Here is a 19,285-nt window from a genome sequence, read left to right as displayed (position 1 = left end):
TTATTGCAGAGTAAAATAAAAGGTACTACCTTCTTGGTAAATAGATTTAACCCAAATCTCTCCCCCATGCCGTTCCACAATTTTTTGAGCAATGGTTAAACCTGCACCAGTCCCCCCACCATATTTGTTTTGACCGTGGAGGCGTTTAAAAATCCGAAAAATTGATTCTAGGTGCTTGTCACGAATACCAATGCCGTTGTCGCGAACATAAAAGATAGTTTTCAGTTGAGTATTGTTGGGATATGACCGCATTTTTTCCAGTGCTACTGGGTCTGTAGTATCTAAGTAGCCAATTTCGATGACTTTTTCGACCTGCTGATTATATTTAATGCCGTTGCTAATTAAGTTAGTAAACAGTTCGTTGACCTGGGTGCGATCGCAACTTATGGTTGGTAAAGGTCGAGGAATGTTAAATTTCACCTGAGTATCTCTGGTGCTTGCCTTAATCACATCTAGAACTCCAGCCATCAAATTATTGAGATCTATTGGTCTTAGCTGCAATTGTGATCTGCCCAAGCGAGAATAGTGCAGTAAAGAGTTAATTAAATCTTCCATGCGGTGAGTTAGTCGCATGAGAGTATTTAGTTTATCAGCACCCTCCTCACCAAGTATTTCGCCATAATCTTCTATTAAAAAACTAGAGTAATTGTAGATGCCTCTGAGGGGTTCTTTAAGATCATGAGAGGCAATATAGGCAAAAGCATCTAGTTCAACATTGCTGCGAGATAATTCTTTATTTACCTGTGCTAATTCATCGGCTTTGCGTAAGACAATTCCAACAATAGAGCTACGCAACTCTAAAGCTGCCTCTAGCTCACACGCTAGCCAAGGAAGTGACCTGTTCATAACAGTTTCTTGCCACTTGGCAAAGGATTTACGCGGAGACATGCGCAATGTCCCATCTTCTTTAATCTCCACCGCTTTATGTGGATTACCGCCCCAGTCTATTGTCTGCACTACCTCTGGGCGAAACCAGATAATGAAGGTTTTTTCTACCTGAGAGATCAATAAAGCCAATAAACCACTAGCAACTCCTGTATAGCTTGCTGCCCTTGGATAGACTTCGACTAAATGAGTTGTCTCATAAACTACCTCTTCGTTAAATTGGGTTTCTAACCAAAAAAGCAATTCTACAATAGCTGATTTTTCGGGAGTATTACCAATTACCATTATGTCTTCCCCAAAGCATAAGGCGACTCCCGCAGCACCGACTAGATCTAATAACTGTTGAGGATTCTGGGTCAAACCTGTCTCCAAATCTTTTGCTTGAGAAATATCAGCAACAAATTGAGATTGAATCGATTTAAGCTTAATTTGATAGTCAGCGTTGTGACTATCTTCTTGAGCAGCTAACTCAGAGGAAAATATTTGTCCGATAAATTCACAGACAGTCCGAATTTCGTAGGTGACTTTTTTAGGCGTATGATGATGACAGGAGATCAAGCCCCAAAGTTGCTTGTTTTTCAACAAAGAGATGGACATGGAAGCAGTTACTCCCATGTTGTTCAAATATTCAATGTGCAGAGGCGAAACGCTCCGCAAAACTGACATACTAAGATCTAAAGGATCACTAGTTATAGGATTAAATTGAGGAATTAAGCCCACTGGTTCGTAAGCAGCGTCGGGAATCAGACGTAAAAGATTGAGGGTATAAAGATATTTTGCCTGTAGGGGAATATCTGTAGAGGGATAGCGCAAATTTAGGAATGGTTCTAAATGTCCTTCTGCTGCTTCAGCAATTACTGTTCCTGCGCCTGAGTCATCAAAGCGGTATACCATCACGCGATCAAATCCTGTGATTGATTTTATCTCTTGAGCGATCGCCTCACACAATTCTGTTAAAGAATTAGCTCTTTGAATTCTGTTGATAGGGCGTTTAACTAACCGATAAAAATCATCAAAATTAGCTTTTTCAGCCTGTAAATTTGGCTCTAATTCTAAAATAATTATTGTTCCATTGCGGTGTACAATTCCATCAAAGTGCAAAGTAGACTGATTATTGCCACCCAGCTTAATTGGTAATGGATTAACATAATCAAAGTTTCCCGCTAAACCTTGCTCAATGGTGGCCACCTGCTTTTCTCCCAGTAACTCAGTTAAGGGCTTATTAAGTAATGTTTGTGGCTCAACTCCCAACATCTTTTTAAGATTAAGACTTACCTGTAATATCTTATATGTGTCGGCAGATATGGCTAACAGCACCCCATGAGGCTGGATTAAGTTAGGAATATGAATTGGTTCGCGATCGCAATTTGTCAGATCGACACTCTTTAAATTAGCGTCGGTAGTCACTGCCAAAATATTGGGAGATGAATCGGATGACATAGATTGCTCAAAACTTGATGATAGTTATTTATTGTAGAGCAAGAATTGATCTAGTTTTGCTACGAATTGGAATAATCTTTGATTATTTACTGCATAATTAATTAAAAATATTATCCTCAATAGACAAAAGCGATCTCCCTTAATCAATTTTCAAAACTATTAACAAAAATGATTCTGCTTTTTTACAAACAGAATCATTTCGCTACTTCTACTTAAAGACAAAAATAGAATAAGTCTATTCTTTTTTATGCTTTAAATTAACTACAATTAGTCAACTGCTTTTTTAACAGCGTCTTTGCCATCTTCAACAGCATGTCTAGTAGATGCTTCGCCTTGTTTTGCTTTACCTTCGGCTTGATCTCCTTGATCGCCAGTTACTTTACCTAAAGCTTCTTGGGCTTTGCCTTCGACATTTTTAGCTGTGGCTTTTACTCTATCTTCTGCACTCATAATAATTTATCTCCGCAAATTATTTTATCTTTAACTAACTACAATATTAGATAAATTTTATACAAACTTTATCTGTCTAAAGTTGTAAACTGAAAAATTTGCTATTGAAGATTACTCAACTTAATTGCATTGCGCTTATTTTGCTAACTATAACTATTGACCAAATTTATATCTAAAGAGCGATTTTAGCCATTTACTAAATAAGGTACAACTTAGGATGCTAAATCTAAATCTTGTTAAGTATTATACAAAGGTAAATTATGCACGCAAAACAATTTTCATCTGTTAAACGCTGGATAGCCACAAGTATCTTAAGTCTATTAACTATCGCTTTTGTTTGGCAGGGTATGTTTATAGCTAATGATACAGCTATGGCTGATTCTGTAATGTTAGCAGATCTAGGCGATCGCGTCGAAAATAAAGCCGATCGCGATCTCGATCGAAGTAAAGGTTTTATTGAAAATACGAAAGAAAAGGTCAAAGAAACTGCTAATAAAAATGCCAGTAAAGTCGATCGCGCAACAGACAATGATAGTTTGCTAGAAAACAAAGCTAAAAAAGATGCTAATCGCATTGAAAATAAAGCAGATAAAGATGCAGCTAGAACTAAAAAAGCAGTAGATAAAACTCAAAATATTATTGAAAGCACTGTTGATAACATCAAAGATGTTTTTAGTAATTAACCAATAATAAATGCGATCGCCATCTTTTTTCTTCAGCTAAACTGTTTGTTTCAGTTTGAGAGAAGAAATTAGGCGATCGCATCTTTGATCTTTTATATATATTTATGCCATCTGCCAATATTTATAAGCAGCGTAGGCCATCGTTACTACTCCCGTGAGAATTGCATCCTCGTCTACTTCAAATTTAGGATGATGAAGAGGATAGTTGATTTTATTGCCGTGTCCTACCCCTAGACGAAACATGCAGCCAGGGACATTATCAAGATAAACCGAGAAATCTTCCGCGCCTAAAGAAGGTTCTGGTAAAATTTGTACGCTATTGTCTCCCCAGGCTTCACGAGTTGCCGATTCAATAATTTGGGTTAAAGTGTCGTCATTATGGACAGAAGGTACTCCGCGACGATAATCAACCTGGCACTTTGCACCATAGGTTTGGCATACTCCTTGAACTATATTGTTAATCCACTGAGGTAGATTATCATAGCTTTCAGGATGAAGCGATCGCACTGTTCCCTTCATTGTCACGCGATCGGCAATTATGTTCGGCGCTCTTCCCCCCTCGATCTGTCCCAATGATAAGACAATCGGATGCAGGGGGTTTTGAGTACGGCTAATTGCCTGCTGTAAGCTCGTAATTACCTGGGCAGCAATCCAAATGGCATCGATCGCCTGATGAGGACGCGCACCGTGTCCTGACTCTCCCTGAATGAGAATCTCTAATTCATCTGCTGCGGAGGTTAAAGCACCATAGCGAATACCCACGCAACGAGCAGGAATCGAGGGAAAGACATGCACCCCATAAATGGCATTAACACCATTCATAGCACCATCCTGCACCATCCATTTCGCCCCTAAGGCGATTTCTTCCGCTGGCTGAAATAGAAAGCGCACATTTCCAGGCAGACTATCCGAGAGTTGAGATAGCACCATTGCTGTCCCCATACCCAAGGTGGCATGAACATCATGCCCACAGGCGTGCATAATTCCAGGATTAGCCGAGGCAAAATCTAGCTCAAGATGTTCTTGAATTGGCAGGGCATCCATATCGGTACGAATTGCCAAGGTTCGGCGATCGCTTCCCTTACCCACTAGCTCCCCCACCACTCCTGTCTTACCGACAGCTTCTTTGACGCTTAAGCCACAGGAGGATAAGACCCCGGCAATATAAGCCGAAGTTTGATGTTCTTTGCCACTTAACTCAGGATGAGCATGAAGATGACGACGAATTTCAATTAATCTGGGGGTAAATTTTTGGGCAATATCTTTAATTTCAGCAAGCATTTACATTTAGTTTTAATGGCGATCGCCTAGCTGGGCTAAAACGATGATTCTGATTATTCTTGTTCGACGATAACGATAGTGATGTTATCAGACCCTCCTGCTGCCTTGGCTGCATCAATTAGCTCTTGAGCTGTTGCTTGACAAGATTGCAGGTTAGTCAAAGCAGTTTCAATTTGTCCATCGGTCACTTCTTCGGTTAAACCGTCACTACAAATTAACAGGCGATCGCCAGCTCGCACCTCAAATTTTTGAATTTCAATGTGCTGTAAATCTTCTCGTCCTAAACATTGAGATAAAACATGTCTCCAGGGATGAAATTTTGCCTGTTCCGCATCAATTTCTCCTTTTTTGAGAGCCATCCCCACCCAGGTATGATCGTCGGTAATCTGCTCTAGATGTGAGCCTCGTAGACGGTATAGACGAGAATCGCCAACGTGAGCGCACAGTGGTTGCTCATCTCGAAATATTAGCACTACAATTGTAGTACCCATGTCTCCCCTTTCAGGATGATTTTGTTGATCTTGGATAATGCCTTGATTGGCTTTATTTACCGCTTCTTTTAGCAGTACGTCTGATTCAACAGGGGAATCCCAATTCTCTTGCAGATAGGCATAAATTATTTCTGTGGCAATTCTGCTGGCTTGTTCACCTCCAGCATGACCGCCCATACCGTCAGCGACAATAAAAAAACGCCCCAGCTCATCATCAACAAAATAATTATCTTGGTTGGCTGTTCTTACAATACCTGTGTCTGTAAGACCGATAAATTGACGTTTCATAAACTATAAATATTAGTCTGGATGCTAAAAATCAAAGATAAAGTCAACCGTTCCTTGCCTTGAAAAAGCTGAACTTGTGGTTGACGGCGGAAAGTGGTCAAAGATTGCTTGGTCTGAAGACGACGAATTTTCAGTAACCGCTGAACACCACTATTATGTACTATGTACGATTCAACCCATAATATCTGTTTAAAACATACGGTCAATCCGATCAAGACGCCTGAGTACTCGCCATAATGCCCATCCAGGCACTAAAGCAATAGTAGCAGCGATCGCTGCCAAGATCTTGAATTGACTAACCAAAAGGATAGTAGCGCAAATTAAAAAAGCACTTAACAAAATAGTATAGTTTGTTCCTAACTGAACCGCACTTAAACGACGCATGACTCGCTCTGATTCTAGGGAACGAACCCTAACCCGCAAATCACCTCTTTCCAACTTATCTATTGTATCTTCGATTCGTCCAGGTAGTCCCCAGGCTGCGCTTCCCACTTGAGCTGCTTGTCTGCCTAATTCATCAAAAATAGTGCCGCCATTCGAGCCATTGCTATTAGTCATAAGCCTCATTGCATAAGGTTGAGCTACTTCCATAAAGTTAAATTCGGGGTCCAAACCTTTACCGACACCTTCTAAAGTAGAAAAGGCTCGCATTACAAAGGTAAAGGTGGCGGGAAAACGAAATGGTTGTCCGTAAGCAATTTCATAAAGATCTTCACTAATTGCATCTACCGACTGTTCTTCAAACGGCTTGTCCATAAAGTTATCCAGCATAAACTGAATTGAACGCCGTACCGAACTCATATCCCCTGTGGGTACTAATGCTCCTAAATTGATTAGAGAATTGACTACCTTGTCAGAATTTTTTTGGGCTATCCCAACTAAGGTATCCATTAGACCTTCTCTAATGTTGCTTTCAATTTTCCCCATCATGCCAAAGTCGTAGAAAATAAGTGCGCCATCGGCGTTAACAGCAAGATTTCCTGGATGAGGATCGGCATGAAAAAAGCCTCCACCAAGAATTTGCTGTAAATAAGCTCTTGCCCCTAACTGCGCCAAGAGCTTGCGGTCTAGACCAGCAGCTTCAATTGCTTCATAATGACTGATTTTAATGCCAGGCAGATATTCTAAAGCAAGTACTCTAGGGGAAGCATACTTCCAGTAAACTCTGGGGACACAGACCCAATCTTCACCGCGAAAATTGCGCCGAAAAGTATCGGCATTACGTCCTTCTAGAAGATAATCGGTTTCTTCCCACAAAATTCGACAGCACTCATCGTAAATACCGATCCAATCGCGGTTTTCACCCCATTTAGGATGATTATCGAAATAACGGGCAATCTGACGTAATATAGCCAGATCGATGGTAAAAAGCTGTTTTAATCCTGGTCGCTGTACTTTAACAACTATGTCTTCACCATTGAATAGCTTGGCTCGGTGTACTTGTCCTAAGCTAGCCGCTGCCAAAGGAATTGGATCGAAGCTTGAAAAGAGCTTATCAATTGGTTTGGCAAAGTCAGATTCAATAGTTTCTTTGACCTGCTCATAATCGAAGGCGGGAACTCGATCTTGAAGCTTGGATAATTCTTCTACGTACTCTAGAGGAAAAAGATCGGCACGTGTGGAAAACAACTGACCTAGCTTAATAAAAGTAGGACCTAGATCCAGAAAAGTCTCCCGAATCCAAATTGCTTGAGATCTGCGTCTTGCTGCTTGTTTTTCAGGGGTAAATCCGCCTGGGTAAGTCCATTTGCGACCATTGCGCCAGTTGCTAAATAAAAACGCAAATGCAAACACCCAAATGTCGAAGCGGCGACGATTCCGCGAGTACTTGGGACGATTCCAGCGATAGGACTTACCAGAAGTTGGCACGACCAGTTTTTGCTCGCTGGGCTGGGGCGTAACTGCTATTGACAATGGTTGATCTGACTTACTTGAACCGTAATCTGTTGAATTTTGATTGGGAAAAGCAGGAGACACAGAGTTTATGACAAAAAATTAATTATTATGTTATCTGGTTAACTATGATTAACTAATCTAAATAGTAGCGACTTATCGACCAAAAAACTGAGGAAGATTTCCCCACTTGGTTAATTGCCACTGAATTAACAGTTAAAAACATAGACACGAAAGCACTGCCAGGATTGCTAGAAAGCCTAATAGAATTTGGATTAGGCGACTAATTTAGTATAAGAGTACTGACTTTATAGTCTAGGGACTATTAGCATGGTAGTTCTTTTTCACTCCAATAAGCTAGAAATACAGATAAGCTCAATGACAGCAACTACCAATAATTTTAACTCGCGCATGGATTGGGTACAGCTACCTCTAATTCCTGTGGTGGGTGAACTAATTCGTAATCATCCTGGAACGATCTCTTTAGGACAGGGGGTAGTTAATTATCCCCCTCCACCCCAGGCGATCGCCTCACTGCAAACTTTTTTAGCTCAGCCCAGCAATCATCTCTATCAAGCCGTAACAGGGATTGAACCATTAATAAGCGCGATCGCCCAAAAACTGGCTCTCGATAATCAAATTGAAATTACCGAGCAAAACGACATTGTGGTCACCGCAGGTAGCAATATGGGTTTTCTCAACGCTATTTTGGCGATTACTCAGGCAGGAGATGAGATTATCCTCAATACTCCCTATTACTTTAATCATGAAATGGCAATTACCATGGCCAACTGTCATCCCGTGTTGGTTAATACGGATCGCAATTACCAGTTAGATCTTCAGGCGATCGCCCAAGGAATTACCGCTAAAACCAAAGCGATTGTGACTATTTCCCCCAATAATCCAACAGGAGCAGTTTATTCTCGAGCAAGCCTCCAGGCAGTCAACGATCTGTGTCGGGATCGTGGTATCTATCATATTAGCGATGAAGCCTATGAATACTTTACCTATGAAGGTGTTGAGCATATTTCACCTGGAAGTTTTGCCCATAGTGCAGCTCATACAATTTCTCTGTTTAGTCTTTCCAAAGCTTATGGTTTTGCTGGCTGGCGCATTGGCTATCAGGTTATTCCGCAGCATCTTTTGCTGCCGATCAAAAAAATACAGGATACTAACCTGATCTGTCCTCCCGTCGTCTCTCAATATGCAGCAATAGGCGCATTAAAGACAGGCAAAAGTTATTGTCAGCAACATCTAATCGAGATTGCTCAAGTACGTACAGTTGTCGTCGAGCAATTACAGTCAATTAAAAATATTTGTGCGATCGCTCCTGCCACTGGCGCATTTTATTTTTTCCTTAAAATCAACACAGATCTTAATGATTTTGAACTGGTCAAACGGCTCATTGAGCAAGATCGGGTGGCGGTAATTCCTGGGAGTACTTTTGGCATGAAGCAGGGCTGTTATCTGCGGGTAGCTTATGGTAGCCTGTCACTATCTACGGCTAAAGAAGGAATTGAGCGCTTAATTAAGGGTTTAACTAAGGTAGTTGCAGCCTCTAGTCATTACAATTAATTTCCGCAGGTTTATCTGTAATGGAAGTCAGAAGTTAAAAGTCATACTAAATCCGCTTGGCAAAGGTAATGTTTAATTTCTGCGTAAAAATTTGGTGATGAAATCAGAATAACTAATATTTGCCCTAAAGGATTCCCTACGGTCTCGAAGCTACATACAGCTTATGCGCAGCGGTACCCTTTAGGGCAAGCCTTTGTCCTTTAGGACTCGTTACTTATTACTTATATTACTTGTTACTCTTTAGTTGAGTTGTTCTAAGAGCTAATAACTACTTGGAGAGTTAACCCCGTCATCCGCCAGGTTGCAAAGCAGTTTTCAAATAAGACTGCGCTGGCTGCACCCAAATCTCCATCTTCGCCAACCAAACCACCTTCAATTAGCTTGCCACCTCTAGTTTCTAAATTTAAGCGAGTGCCGTCTGTTCCTGCTTGGAGAATTAGTTTTCCTCTAGCCAAGACTTGTCCTGCACGACTAATAATTGCACATTCCATCTCGCTCAATAGCTAAATTTACAAAGACAAATCTATCTTGGTTCGATCATAGCAGATTGCGATCGCCGAGTCTTCAATCTAGAAATCTTACCATTGAGCAAAAACAGATTGAGCAACGTTGAAAATCCAGCTTAATTGTTTTTCAACCAACTAAAGTGAGCGCGAACATCTTTGCCCACTTCTTCAATGGGATGCTCTGCTTCTAAACGGCGAGTTGCTGTAAAGCCTGGTTTCCCAGCTTGATTTTCTAAAATAAAGTCGCGAGCGAAATCTCCTTGCTGAATTTCTCGCAGAATTTTACGCATTTCAGCGCGGGTTTGTTCATTGACGATTCTCGGACCACGAGTATAGTCGCCGTATTCTGCTGTAGTGGAAATACTGTCGCGCATTTTAGCCAAACCGCCTTCCACAATTAGATCGACAATTAGCTTAACTTCGTGCAGACATTCAAAATAAGCTAGTTCTGGCTGATAACCAGCTTCTACCAAAGTTTCAAACCCTGTCTTGATTAAGGCACTTAAACCGCCACAAAGTACGGCCTGTTCCCCAAATAAATCAGTTTCAGTTTCTTCTCTAAAGGAAGTTTCTAAAATACCTGCTCTAGTACCACCGACACCTTTAGCATATGCCATGGCGCGATCGCGTGCCTGACCTGTAGCATCTTGATACACGGCAAATAAGCAAGGTACACCCTGTCCTTGAGTATAGGTACGTCTAACTAGATGTCCTGGCCCTTTGGGAGCGACCATCATTACGTCTACACCTTGAGGAGGCAGAATTTGCCCGAAGTGAATATTAAACCCGTGAGCAAAGGCTAAGATTTTACCATCACTAAGATGTGGGGCAATCTGTTGAGTATAAACTTGTCTTTGGACTTCATCTGGTAGCAGAATCATAATTAGATCTGCTGCTTTGGCTGCATCTTCTACAGAATGAACTGTTAGCCCGTCTGCTTCTGCGGTGGCTTTTGATTTACTGCCAGGATATAAACCAACAATGACATTAACACCGCTATCTTTGAGGTTAAGTGCGTGAGCGTGTCCTTGAGAACCATAACCAATAATTGCTACCGTTTTATCTTTTAATAGATCTAGATTGGCATCCTCGTCGTAATACATCCGCGCCATAAGAGTTTCTCCAGCATTGTTAAATCTTGCCTGATTATTATAGTTTTTTTAGGTTGGTTCAGAAAATACAATGAATACGATAAGCACAATAGATTTTGTCTATAGATAAGATAAGTAGGGAGATTAGGGAATAGATGAAAATTGTATTTTAAGCCATCTATACTAAGTTGATGTGATTGGCAATCATACTTTTAATATTAGAACAGCGTAGCTTTGCTTTTGACTTTAACAACCAGTTCAATTTATCAGGAGAGTAAAAAACTGCTCCACTTAGCCATTCCTCTAGCTAGCGCTCAACTAGCCCAGGCTCTTACTGGTTTTTTTGACACTTTAATGATGGGTCGTTTAGGAGCATCAACTCTCGCTGGAGGAGGGCTGGCAAGCATTACTTTTATGACTCTAACCAGTATAGTTGGGGCAGTAGTCATGGCTGTCACGCCATTGATTGCCAAGGCTGATGGTGCGCAGCAGAAGCATCAAGTTGCGAAGATTACCAGTCAAGGATTTTACCTAGTCTTAATTTTAACGATGGCGATCGCCATGGCGATCGCCAATCTAGACCGCCTGTTACTAATGATTGGGCAAGATCCTGCTACCGTTATTCTTGCCAGCACCTATTTAGACATCATGGTTTGGGGCTGCTTTCCGCTCTTGGGATTTATGCTTTTACGCGGAGTTATCTCTGGTTTATCGCATCCTCGTCCTTTGATGTTTATTGTTATGGGCGGGACAATATTTAATATAGTTGGTAACTATGTACTGGCTTTTGGTCAACTTGGCTTTCCTAGTTTAGAAATTGCGGGTTTAGCGATCGCCAGCGTCATTACTTTCTGGGGTATGTTTTTGACTTTGCTGATTTATCTAATGCTACATCCACGACTTAAAACCTACTGTCTTTTTGCACAGCTAGGTAAATTTCAATTAGCTATCTTTCGCCAGCTAATTCAGCTTGGCACACCCATTGGCATCTTTATCGCTTTGGAGTCAGGACTATTTGCAGTAGTTACTTATCTTATGGGTGCATTGGGTACAGAAACTTTGGCTGCTCATCAAATAGTCTTACAAACTATTGTGATTATCTTTATGATTCCTTTGGGCATCTCCTACGCTACAACTATTAGAGTGGGACAAGCTTTGGGCAAAAAAGATTTAATCGGGATTCAACAGGCTGCTTATCTAAGCATTGTCTTGGGACTAATATTTAATTTGGGAATGGCGATCGCTATCTGTATTTTTCCTCAATTAGTTATCGGACTCTATCTCGACTTGAACGATCCTGCTAATTTAGCCGTAATTAAACTGGCCGTGCCAATGCTAACTATTGGAGTAGTGGCACTAATCCTCGACGGGATGCAAAAAATTATTTATGGCGCACTCCAAGGACTCCAGGATACGAAAATTCCTGTGTTCTTGAGTATTCCTGCTTTTTGGGGTATTGGTTTAACTACGGGCTATATTTTGGGCTTTAATTACGGCATGGGAGGAAAGGGCTTATGGATCGGACAGTCTCTTGGTTTGGCGATCGCCGCGCTCTTGTTTTTAGTCCGCTTAATCCAGATTATTAGTCGATTGAGATTTAAAGCGATCGCTAAATAGTTTGTTAATTTTTAACTATAACTACAAATCAACCAAATCAGATTTGTTCCCATCAATATGCTCGATTGCCTCCTCTAAAAATAGTCTTGCTTCATTACCACTAGTATTAACTATGCCTAAAGAACCTCTGAGTCTTGAGGTGATTGAAATTAATTTTCGAGCAATAATTTGCATTAACTTGGTATCTTTTTTCGTCTGTGCCGAGGCATTTTGATTAATCTGATCGATTTCTCGTTCTAACAGCTTATTGAGATTGTTGACTTCAACTAAAACCTTACCAGTATCCTGCATTGGCTGTTTAATCTGCTCTATCTTATATTTTGCCAAATTAACTGTGTCCTTAACGTGATTTAGTTGATGTAGTCCTGCTTCAATGGTATGAGATTGTTCTTTAATGATGGCTTTGGATAAAGACAATCCGGTATGAAAAGCTATTTCTTTAAAATTTTCAATTTCGTCTGGCTGCCAGTCTTTAAAATCAAAGCATTGATGAGCTACTAGCAAACCATAAATTTTCCCGTTGTCCCAATTGATCGGTGCAACCAAATTAGATCTAACACCTATTTTGACAAGATTATCAACATAGCAATTGCTCATGCCAGCTTCAAAAATGTTGGGAATTGCCCGAATCCTTCCACTTTGATATTGCTCCAAATAACGATATTCAAAACAAGGATCTTTAATGACATTACCCAAAATCGAAGCTAAAGCAGGAATAGTTGCCTCAGCGACAATTTCTCCCATATTTCCTGCTTGTAGTCCATAAACCACCACGCGATCGCAATTAATTATTTCTTTTGCCTGTGATACACTCTGCTCAAGAACTTCTTGACTAGTTAGGGCTTGGTTAATTTTTTGTGTTGCTGTGGTGATTAGCTGTCTAGCTTGCCTGGCGTTTTCTACCTGCGACTCTAAACTAGCATAATAATGCTTTCTCGCAAGTTCTGTAATCAGCCAGCTAGAAATTTGGAGAACAAATTCTACGTCTAACTGTTGCCATTCTCTAGTTCTCGAACATTGATGCATAACCAGCAATCCGTACAGGGAATCATCTTGACGGACAATTGGTACAACTAAGTTTGATTTAATCTCAATTTTTTCGAGGCTTTCAATATGACAGGGATTCATCCCCGATTTATGAATATCAGTAATTGCTCGGACTCGACCTTTACTATACTTTTCAATATAGCTCGCCTCAAAACAAGGGTCTTTGAGCGTCCTACCTAAAGTTTGAGTGTAACCAGGAGTGACAGCTTCTGCCACGATTTTACAGTAAGATTCTGGTTGCATACTATAGACAACGACGCGATCGCATTTCAATGCTCGGTAAGCAATCTTCACTCCCGCTTGCAGAATATCTGCTTCTGTCTTAGCCTCACGTAGATTACTCAACAGTTCGCTCAAATCGAGCAAAGTTGTGCCATCTACCGAACCGTTAGATGATAACTGCGTCAAAGATAATGATGGTTGCATATTCATCTTGATTATTAATAATTATTAATATTGTTAAATGTCTTGTCTACCCTAAAAAGCAGAACATTTGAACTAGTTATAAAGGAATCGATGCTACTTCCTCAAGAATAAAGATATATTTGTTACTTTTATGTTTATGTGTTACTACTGAGGATCTTAACTTATTTGAATAAAAATATCTTCTGTACATTTAAAGCAAAATCAACAAAAAATCGCTTAAAATCAGCTGTTTAACCAAAATTGAAACATGTAGTTATATGAAATACTTAAATGTTTGCTACTAGTCAATTGTTGAAGATAATCTGGCAATAAAATCTTTAAGGAGTTGAGTGAACTGGAAGGGATCTTCAAAATGAACATTGTGTCCAGTATTATTAGCGCTTTGTAGAGTGGCATGAGGGCAGGAATTAGCCATCATTTGATTAATCTGGACAAATTTGGTGTCTAACTCTCCCACAATTAGCAGCAGGGGAATTTGTATTTTTGGCAGACTTTTCCATAGTGATGGCTGAATCCCCAATCCAATCAATCGTAAGGACTTGGCTAGCTTGTATGGATCGTTACATAGTCTTCTGGCGATCGCCTGGGGATAATCAGAATGTCCCACGAAGGATGCAAATAAAGGCTTGCCATACCACTGTTGGATAAAATCAGCCAAATCTGATGTCTCTAGCTGCTCTGCCAGCTTTAAATCTTGAGCTATGCGGCGATCGCGCTCTAGCTGAATAGACAATCCTGGGGACGCAGATTCCAAAATTACTCCCTGAAAATACTGAGTAAAATGAATAGCTAGATAAAGAGCAATTCTGCCTCCCATCGAATAACCCACCAGAATGCATTGCTTAATGTTTAGCGCGATTAATAATTGAACTAGTGCTTGAGCAACATTCGGCATCTGATAATCACTATCCTGCTGTACTGTAGTCTGACCATGACCAGGTAAATCTACCATCAAACAGCAAAACTCCTCCAGGTTACTAATAACCTGAGCAAAATCATCACAGTTTCCCATAAAACCATGCAAAAACAAGATCGTTGGTTGATGGCGATCTCCCTTCAGTACATAGTTAAATTGAGTTAAATTAATATTTTTGGTTGATAGTTAGTTAGTAGTTGATAAATAATATCAGCCTAATTTGCAAACATGATCGATAATTATTGTTGGGGTGAATGATCATTCACCCCTGCCATCTCTGTGTTGTTTACCTTAGTTTTCTAAAGCTAAGAGCTAAAAGCTAAAAACTATCTAATTTAAACGAAGATAATTTACAGGGAAGGTTTAGTGATGATGATGGTGATGAGTAGCTTGAGTTTTAGCTAGCTGAGGATTGACTGTATTTCCAGACTCCCCTAACAAAGCTTCAATCTGAGGATTTGCCCACTCCGCTGCCATGTGCATAAATTCAGGACGACTATTGACGCAAGGCATCTGAATAAAGGTAACGTCAGAATGCTTATGCTGGAGGCTATGGATAATATGATCCACATCTAGCAGAGTTTCGTGGTTTTCAGTCGCGAAACCAATGGGCATCATTATAATTGCGCTTGCTCCCAACTCCATCAAGTTTTGAGCAGCTAGTTTAGCATTTGGCTGTGTCCACTCAATTAAAGGGGTATCGTGATTGAGCCAACCGACAGAAATAAGCGGATATTTATCAATCAGTTTTTCTCTGACCAATTCATACATAGCTTGGCTTTCGTCAATACCTGAAGTAAATCCCTTGGCTTTATGGGGACAACCATGATTCATGAGAATGATGCCGATTTGCGAAGCTAGATGCCCTTGAGCTAATTCTGCCTCAATTTTTTCTTCCACCATCTGCGCCATTAAATCAATATATTCTGGCTTGTTGAAGAAGGAAGGAATATAGCGAGAACTTTTCAACCAATGAGCATCCCCATCGGCTTGCTGTGCCAAGGCTTTATTCACCTGCTCGACAGCAATACCGCTAGTGAAAATAGAATCCACTACTAGCAAAGGATAAATTAAAATCTTCTCAAAGCCTTGCTCTTTAATTTCAGCTAGTACCTGTTCAGGCAAATGAGGCGCACAAAAGTTAAACGCTTTGAAAACAGTTACCTTATCTCCCCAGGTTTCTTGAAGTTCTTTTTCAATACCTGCTCTTTGCTCTTCAAAGATAGCGTTGTGAGGGGAAATAAAATTATTGTGCTGATGACTCCACTCATGAAGATCAAAAATTGCTAATAATTTAGCGATCGCTGGATAAATCCAGGTAGGAACAGGGGCAAATTTAGCCGTCAAAAGATTGAGTGCCTGTTCGTTATAGTTAGCAAAGTCTGCATAACTTTCCACTTCGCCATAGCCCATTAATAATACGGCTACTCGATTGTTTTGGTTATGTTCAGATTCATGATGATGGTGATGCTCATGAACTGTCGATATTGATTGATGAGGGATTGTAACCACTTACTACTTCCTTTAATAAGTTGAATTAAGTTGTGAGTCAGATTTAGAGGAGATATATGCCGTATTTTGCAGAGATAAACTAAAATCCAATTCCTGATTACTAATTAAGCTAGCACATTTTACCTAAATGCCCCCCTGGGGTATTGAAAAAGTTAAGATTTAGCAGCATAAATTAAATATTTCATTAATTCAGTTAAGAATTTGCCGATCTGAAGTTCTAAAGTGAAGGCGAATTATATCTTCCGAAAGCTGTTTTAAAATTGACAGAATTGTAACTATTGTAACTAAAAGCAAAATTATATTTACTTTAATTGTGCAGTAATGACGTCAGAAATAGAGTTACCAGCGATCGCTAAAAGTTCAGCATCTTCATCAACCTCATCAACAGCAAAAGTAGTGGTATGTCGCGGGCGTAGCTGCCGTAAATATCAAGCAGAAGCTGTCTGGGATAATTTTGCCCAAAACTTACCTTCTGATGTCGAACTGATGTCTGTTCCCTGTTTAGGACAGTGTGGTAATGGGTCAATGGTTGTGGTTGAACCAGACCAAACCTGGTATTCCCAAGTTCATCCAGAGGAAGTTGAAACTGTAATTCAGCAACACATTATTGGTAAATCTCCTGTCAAGGCAATGTTATACTCCAAATTTCATCAATCAATTCAGCGATCTTGATTGGGCTGTGTCATTTAATTTCAAATTAATTTCAAAACAGACAAAAAGAAGATTAACTGGCAAAATCAACCTGTGGTGAAATTTCTTACAATTAGGATAATTTACCATTCTGGTGTTCTTGAAGCGAGTTGACTCAATGACTAGTAAACCTCCTGCCAATGGTGACAACGACAATGCTAAATCACCTATTAGTAAAGCTGTTACTCAAGTAGTGCAGCGAATTCAGTCTAAGGTTAATTTTAATGCTGCCAATTTTAAATCAGGGACAGTAACCCCAGAATTGAGAATTAAAGAAGCGAACGGCAAAAAACAAAAATATCCGTTGGTGGGCGATCGCTATACTTTAGGCAGAAGTTCTCGCTGTGATATTAGTATCCGCAACCCTGTCGTTAGTCAAACTCATTTGACTATTAAAAGAAACCGTAAAAAGCCCAGGTCTTTTATTATTCAGGACGAAAAATCTACTAATGGGATCTATCGCGGTAAACGTCGTCTGCAAACTCTATCTTTGTTTCATGGAGAAAGTTTTACCCTGGGCCCTCCAGAATTGGCTGCGGGGGTGACTGTCGAGTATTTTAATCCGCCTCCTTGGTGGATCTACTTGCTCCGCTATTGTCTTTATAGTTTGGTGGGCATATTGGGGCTGCTATTATTATTTTTGAGTATTGAGTGGTTTAAAGTACCTGTCTATCCAATTCCTCAAGAATCGACTCTGCCAATTGTGGTTTATGCCGAAGATGGTGAAACTCCGATTAATCCTACCGCCAGCAATAATACTCACCGTGAGCTAAAAAAACTCTCAGATTTTTCCCCTTATTTACCCGATGCGGCGATCGCCTCGGAAGACAGTCGCTTTTATTGGCATTTTGGCGTCGATCCCATTGGTGTGACGCGGGCATTAGTCATTAACTTCACATCTTCTGAATTGCGTCAAGGTGCAAGTACTTTGACACAACAGCTAGCTCGTAGTCTGTTTGCTGAAGTTGGCAGACAAAACACAGCGGGACGAAAACTGCGAGAAGCTATAGTAGCTTTAAAACTAGAAACTTTTTATAGCAAAGATTTTATTCTAAAAACCTATCTCAATCGAGTTTATTTAGGTATCGGTAGCTATGGTTTTGAAGATGCAGCCCAGTTTTATTTTGACAAGTCGGCAAAGGATCTAGATCTTTCAGAAGCAGCAACCTTAGTGGCTATTTTGCCCGCACCTAATGCCTATAACCCTGTTAAAGACTATGATACTGCCATCGCTCTGCGAAACCGTATTATCGATCGCATGGTCAAACTAGGCATGGTAAATAAAGAAGAAGCAGATCGGGCAAGGCGATCGCGTATTGAAGTAAGTCCTAGCGCTCGTGAAAGTTTCTCCAGTACTATAGCACCCTATTTTTACAGTTACGTCATCGATGAACTGCAAGAATTATTAGGTTCAGACGTAGCGGAGGAAGGTAATTTTATTATCGAAACAGCCCTCGATCCTACCTTACAACAAGAAGCGGAACAATCTCTAGAATCTTCTATTAGCAATGACGGCGATCGCCTCGGGTATGCTCAAGGGGCAGTAGTAACATTGGATCGTAAAAACGGTAATATTTTGGCTTTAGTTGGAGGCGTAAACTACGGAGAAAGTCAATTTAATCGGGTAGTACAGGCAAAAAGACAGCCTGGTTCAACTTTTAAAATCTTTGCCTATGCCGCAGCTCTTGAAGAGGGCATAGATCCCAATACAGAATATTCTTGTGCGCCTCTATCTTGGCAAGGACAGCAATATCGGGGTTGTGAGCGCAGCAGTGGCGATATTGATATATACCAGGGTTTAGCTCAGTCAGAAAACGTTGTTGCCCTGCGAGTAGCCCAAGAGGTCGGGCTGCAAAAGGTTATGGATGTAGCGCAACGATTTGGCGTAGCTTCCCCCCTCACAGAAGCTCCTGGATTGGTGATCGGGCAAAGTGAAGCGACTGTACTAGAAATGACTGGCGCTTATGCCACCATCGCTAATGACGGTATTTGGAATAAACCCCATGCTATTAACCGTATTTTGGATGGTAGTGACTGCAAAGATTCTAAAAAAAGCGATACTTGTCGGGTAATTTATACCTATGAGGATGACAAAGAGACTTATCATGATGCGATCGCTCAAGATGTCACCGATGAGCTAACAGATATGTTGCAAATAGCAGTAGAAGAAGGTACGGGGAAAGCAGCTTATATCGACCAGGGTGCAGCAGGTAAAACTGGGACAACAGATCAAAACGTCGATCTTTGGTTTATTGGCTATCTCCCAGATCGAGACTTGGTAACAGGGATTTGGCTAGGAAATGATGATAACTCTCCTACTAGTGGTAGTAGCTATCAAGCAGCTAGTTTGTGGGGAAAATATATGAAACAGGCAGTTAATAATTAGATTTCTTGCAGGGTTTAAAGATATTGGCTAAGTCAAAACTCAGGTCAGGGACGAACGGCGACGCGATTGCGCTCTTCAAGTCGTTAGACTCAGCTTATACTAAAGCAT

Annotated in this window: 16 protein-coding genes; 5 read left to right on the top strand and 11 right to left on the bottom strand. The window is 40.5% G+C overall.

Features of this window, described 5'->3' with window-relative positions:
• On the bottom strand, window positions 1-2,325 hold the full coding sequence (locus C7B62_RS00570; protein ID WP_106232654.1) for an ATP-binding protein: 2,325 nt from the start codon (window positions 2,323-2,325) through the stop codon (window positions 1-3).
• A 267-nt stretch (window positions 2,326-2,592) separates the two neighbouring features.
• Window positions 2,593-2,775 carry a CsbD family protein gene (locus tag C7B62_RS00565; RefSeq protein WP_106232653.1) on the bottom strand — a complete coding sequence of 61 codons (183 nt, stop codon included), beginning with the start codon at window positions 2,773-2,775 and terminating at the stop codon, window positions 2,593-2,595.
• A gap of 260 nt (window positions 2,776-3,035) precedes the next feature.
• Here C7B62_RS00565 and C7B62_RS00560 point away from each other — a divergent pair, with 260 nt between their 5' ends.
• Window positions 3,036-3,458 (top strand): hypothetical protein, encoded by a 423-nt coding sequence (locus C7B62_RS00560; protein WP_106232652.1) that lies wholly within the window; start codon window positions 3,036-3,038, stop codon window positions 3,456-3,458.
• A gap of 102 nt (window positions 3,459-3,560) precedes the next feature.
• Here C7B62_RS00560 and C7B62_RS00555 read toward each other — a convergent pair whose 3' ends face one another.
• The 4 genes from C7B62_RS00555 to C7B62_RS00545 are packed head-to-tail and all read right to left on the bottom strand — an operon-like array spanning window position 3,561 to window position 7,393.
• Window positions 3,561-4,739, bottom strand: coding sequence for a M20 family metallopeptidase (locus C7B62_RS00555; protein WP_106232651.1), 1,179 nt, complete (start codon window positions 4,737-4,739; stop codon window positions 3,561-3,563).
• A gap of 53 nt (window positions 4,740-4,792) precedes the next feature.
• Window positions 4,793-5,518: a Stp1/IreP family PP2C-type Ser/Thr phosphatase gene (locus tag C7B62_RS00550; protein WP_106232650.1), complete on the bottom strand. Its 726-nt coding sequence runs from the start codon at window positions 5,516-5,518 to the stop codon at window positions 4,793-4,795.
• Window positions 5,515-5,724 (bottom strand): hypothetical protein, encoded by a 210-nt coding sequence (locus tag C7B62_RS25300; protein WP_146132032.1) that lies wholly within the window; start codon window positions 5,722-5,724, stop codon window positions 5,515-5,517. Before C7B62_RS25300 ends, C7B62_RS00550 begins: the two co-directional genes overlap by 4 nt.
• Window positions 5,708-7,393: an ABC1 kinase family protein gene (locus C7B62_RS00545; protein ID WP_370303692.1), complete on the bottom strand. Its 1,686-nt coding sequence runs from the start codon at window positions 7,391-7,393 to the stop codon at window positions 5,708-5,710. The genes C7B62_RS25300 and C7B62_RS00545 overlap by 17 nt, the downstream gene beginning before the upstream one ends.
• A gap of 396 nt (window positions 7,394-7,789) precedes the next feature.
• Here C7B62_RS00545 and C7B62_RS00540 point away from each other — a divergent pair, with 396 nt between their 5' ends.
• Window positions 7,790-8,986 carry a pyridoxal phosphate-dependent aminotransferase gene (locus tag C7B62_RS00540; RefSeq protein ID WP_106232649.1) on the top strand — a complete coding sequence of 399 codons (1,197 nt, stop codon included), beginning with the start codon at window positions 7,790-7,792 and terminating at the stop codon, window positions 8,984-8,986.
• A 254-nt stretch (window positions 8,987-9,240) separates the two neighbouring features.
• Here C7B62_RS00540 and C7B62_RS00535 read toward each other — a convergent pair whose 3' ends face one another.
• Both C7B62_RS00535 and ilvC read right to left on the bottom strand, forming a co-directional pair.
• Window positions 9,241-9,477, bottom strand: coding sequence for a hypothetical protein (locus tag C7B62_RS00535; protein WP_106232648.1), 237 nt, complete (start codon window positions 9,475-9,477; stop codon window positions 9,241-9,243).
• A gap of 131 nt (window positions 9,478-9,608) precedes the next feature.
• Window positions 9,609-10,604, bottom strand: coding sequence for a ketol-acid reductoisomerase (gene ilvC / locus C7B62_RS00530; RefSeq protein WP_106232647.1), 996 nt, complete (start codon window positions 10,602-10,604; stop codon window positions 9,609-9,611).
• Window positions 10,605-10,823: 219 nt separating this feature from the next.
• On the opposite strand from ilvC, the gene C7B62_RS00525 reads away from it, so the two are divergent.
• Entirely contained in the window at window positions 10,824-12,200 is a 1,377-nt protein-coding gene (locus C7B62_RS00525; protein WP_106232669.1) for an MATE family efflux transporter, read from the top strand.
• Between the two features lie 21 nt (window positions 12,201-12,221).
• On the opposite strand, the gene C7B62_RS00520 is transcribed toward C7B62_RS00525, so the two are convergent.
• The 3 genes from C7B62_RS00520 to C7B62_RS00510 form a co-directional block, all read right to left on the bottom strand.
• A complete protein-coding gene (locus C7B62_RS00520; protein ID WP_106232646.1) occupies window positions 12,222-13,679 on the bottom strand; it encodes a GAF domain-containing protein in 1,458 nt (485 codons plus the stop codon).
• A 274-nt stretch (window positions 13,680-13,953) separates the two neighbouring features.
• Window positions 13,954-14,706, bottom strand: a complete 753-nt coding sequence (gene menH / locus C7B62_RS00515) for a 2-succinyl-6-hydroxy-2,4-cyclohexadiene-1-carboxylate synthase (protein WP_255413968.1) — start codon at window positions 14,704-14,706, stop codon at window positions 13,954-13,956.
• Between the two features lie 246 nt (window positions 14,707-14,952).
• Window positions 14,953-16,077 (bottom strand): ferrochelatase, encoded by a 1,125-nt coding sequence (locus tag C7B62_RS00510; protein WP_370303690.1) that lies wholly within the window; start codon window positions 16,075-16,077, stop codon window positions 14,953-14,955.
• 345 nt (window positions 16,078-16,422) lie between these two features.
• Between C7B62_RS00510 and C7B62_RS00505 the strand changes: the two genes are divergently transcribed.
• The gene (locus tag C7B62_RS00505) at window positions 16,423-16,773 is read left to right on the top strand and encodes a ferredoxin (RefSeq protein ID WP_106232643.1); all 351 of its coding nucleotides are present in this window, start codon (window positions 16,423-16,425) and stop codon (window positions 16,771-16,773) included.
• 136 nt (window positions 16,774-16,909) lie between these two features.
• Complete coding sequence (locus tag C7B62_RS00500; protein WP_106232642.1) at window positions 16,910-19,177, top strand: PBP1A family penicillin-binding protein; 2,268 nt, start codon at window positions 16,910-16,912, stop codon at window positions 19,175-19,177.
• The last annotated feature ends 108 nt before the right edge of the window (window positions 19,178-19,285 follow it).

This window comes from Pleurocapsa sp. CCALA 161 (assembly GCF_003003995.1).
GTDB lineage: Bacteria > Cyanobacteriota > Cyanobacteriia > Cyanobacteriales > Xenococcaceae > Waterburya.
This window is presented reverse-complemented; position numbering and strand designations above follow the sequence as displayed.

What these genes read in the sequence shown, in the direction of transcription:
- C7B62_RS00565 (WP_106232653.1), bottom strand. Translation starts at nt 2,775, where the DNA reads ATGAGTGCAGAAGATAGAGTAAAAGCCACAGCTAAAAATGTCGAAGGC.
- C7B62_RS00540 (WP_106232649.1), top strand. Translation starts at nt 7,790, where the DNA reads ATGACAGCAACTACCAATAATTTTAACTCGCGCATGGATTGGGTACAG.
- C7B62_RS00560 (WP_106232652.1), top strand. Translation starts at nt 3,036, where the DNA reads ATGCACGCAAAACAATTTTCATCTGTTAAACGCTGGATAGCCACAAGT.
- C7B62_RS00535 (WP_106232648.1), bottom strand. Translation starts at nt 9,477, where the DNA reads ATGGAATGTGCAATTATTAGTCGTGCAGGACAAGTCTTGGCTAGAGGA.
- C7B62_RS00520 (WP_106232646.1), bottom strand. Translation starts at nt 13,679, where the DNA reads ATGAATATGCAACCATCATTATCTTTGACGCAGTTATCATCTAACGGT.
- C7B62_RS00555 (WP_106232651.1), bottom strand. Translation starts at nt 4,739, where the DNA reads ATGCTTGCTGAAATTAAAGATATTGCCCAAAAATTTACCCCCAGATTA.
- C7B62_RS00500 (WP_106232642.1), top strand. Translation starts at nt 16,910, where the DNA reads ATGACTAGTAAACCTCCTGCCAATGGTGACAACGACAATGCTAAATCA.
- C7B62_RS00505 (WP_106232643.1), top strand. Translation starts at nt 16,423, where the DNA reads ATGACGTCAGAAATAGAGTTACCAGCGATCGCTAAAAGTTCAGCATCT.
- C7B62_RS00550 (WP_106232650.1), bottom strand. Translation starts at nt 5,518, where the DNA reads ATGAAACGTCAATTTATCGGTCTTACAGACACAGGTATTGTAAGAACA.
- C7B62_RS00570 (WP_106232654.1), bottom strand. Translation starts at nt 2,325, where the DNA reads ATGTCATCCGATTCATCTCCCAATATTTTGGCAGTGACTACCGACGCT.
- ilvC (WP_106232647.1), bottom strand. Translation starts at nt 10,604, where the DNA reads ATGGCGCGGATGTATTACGACGAGGATGCCAATCTAGATCTATTAAAA.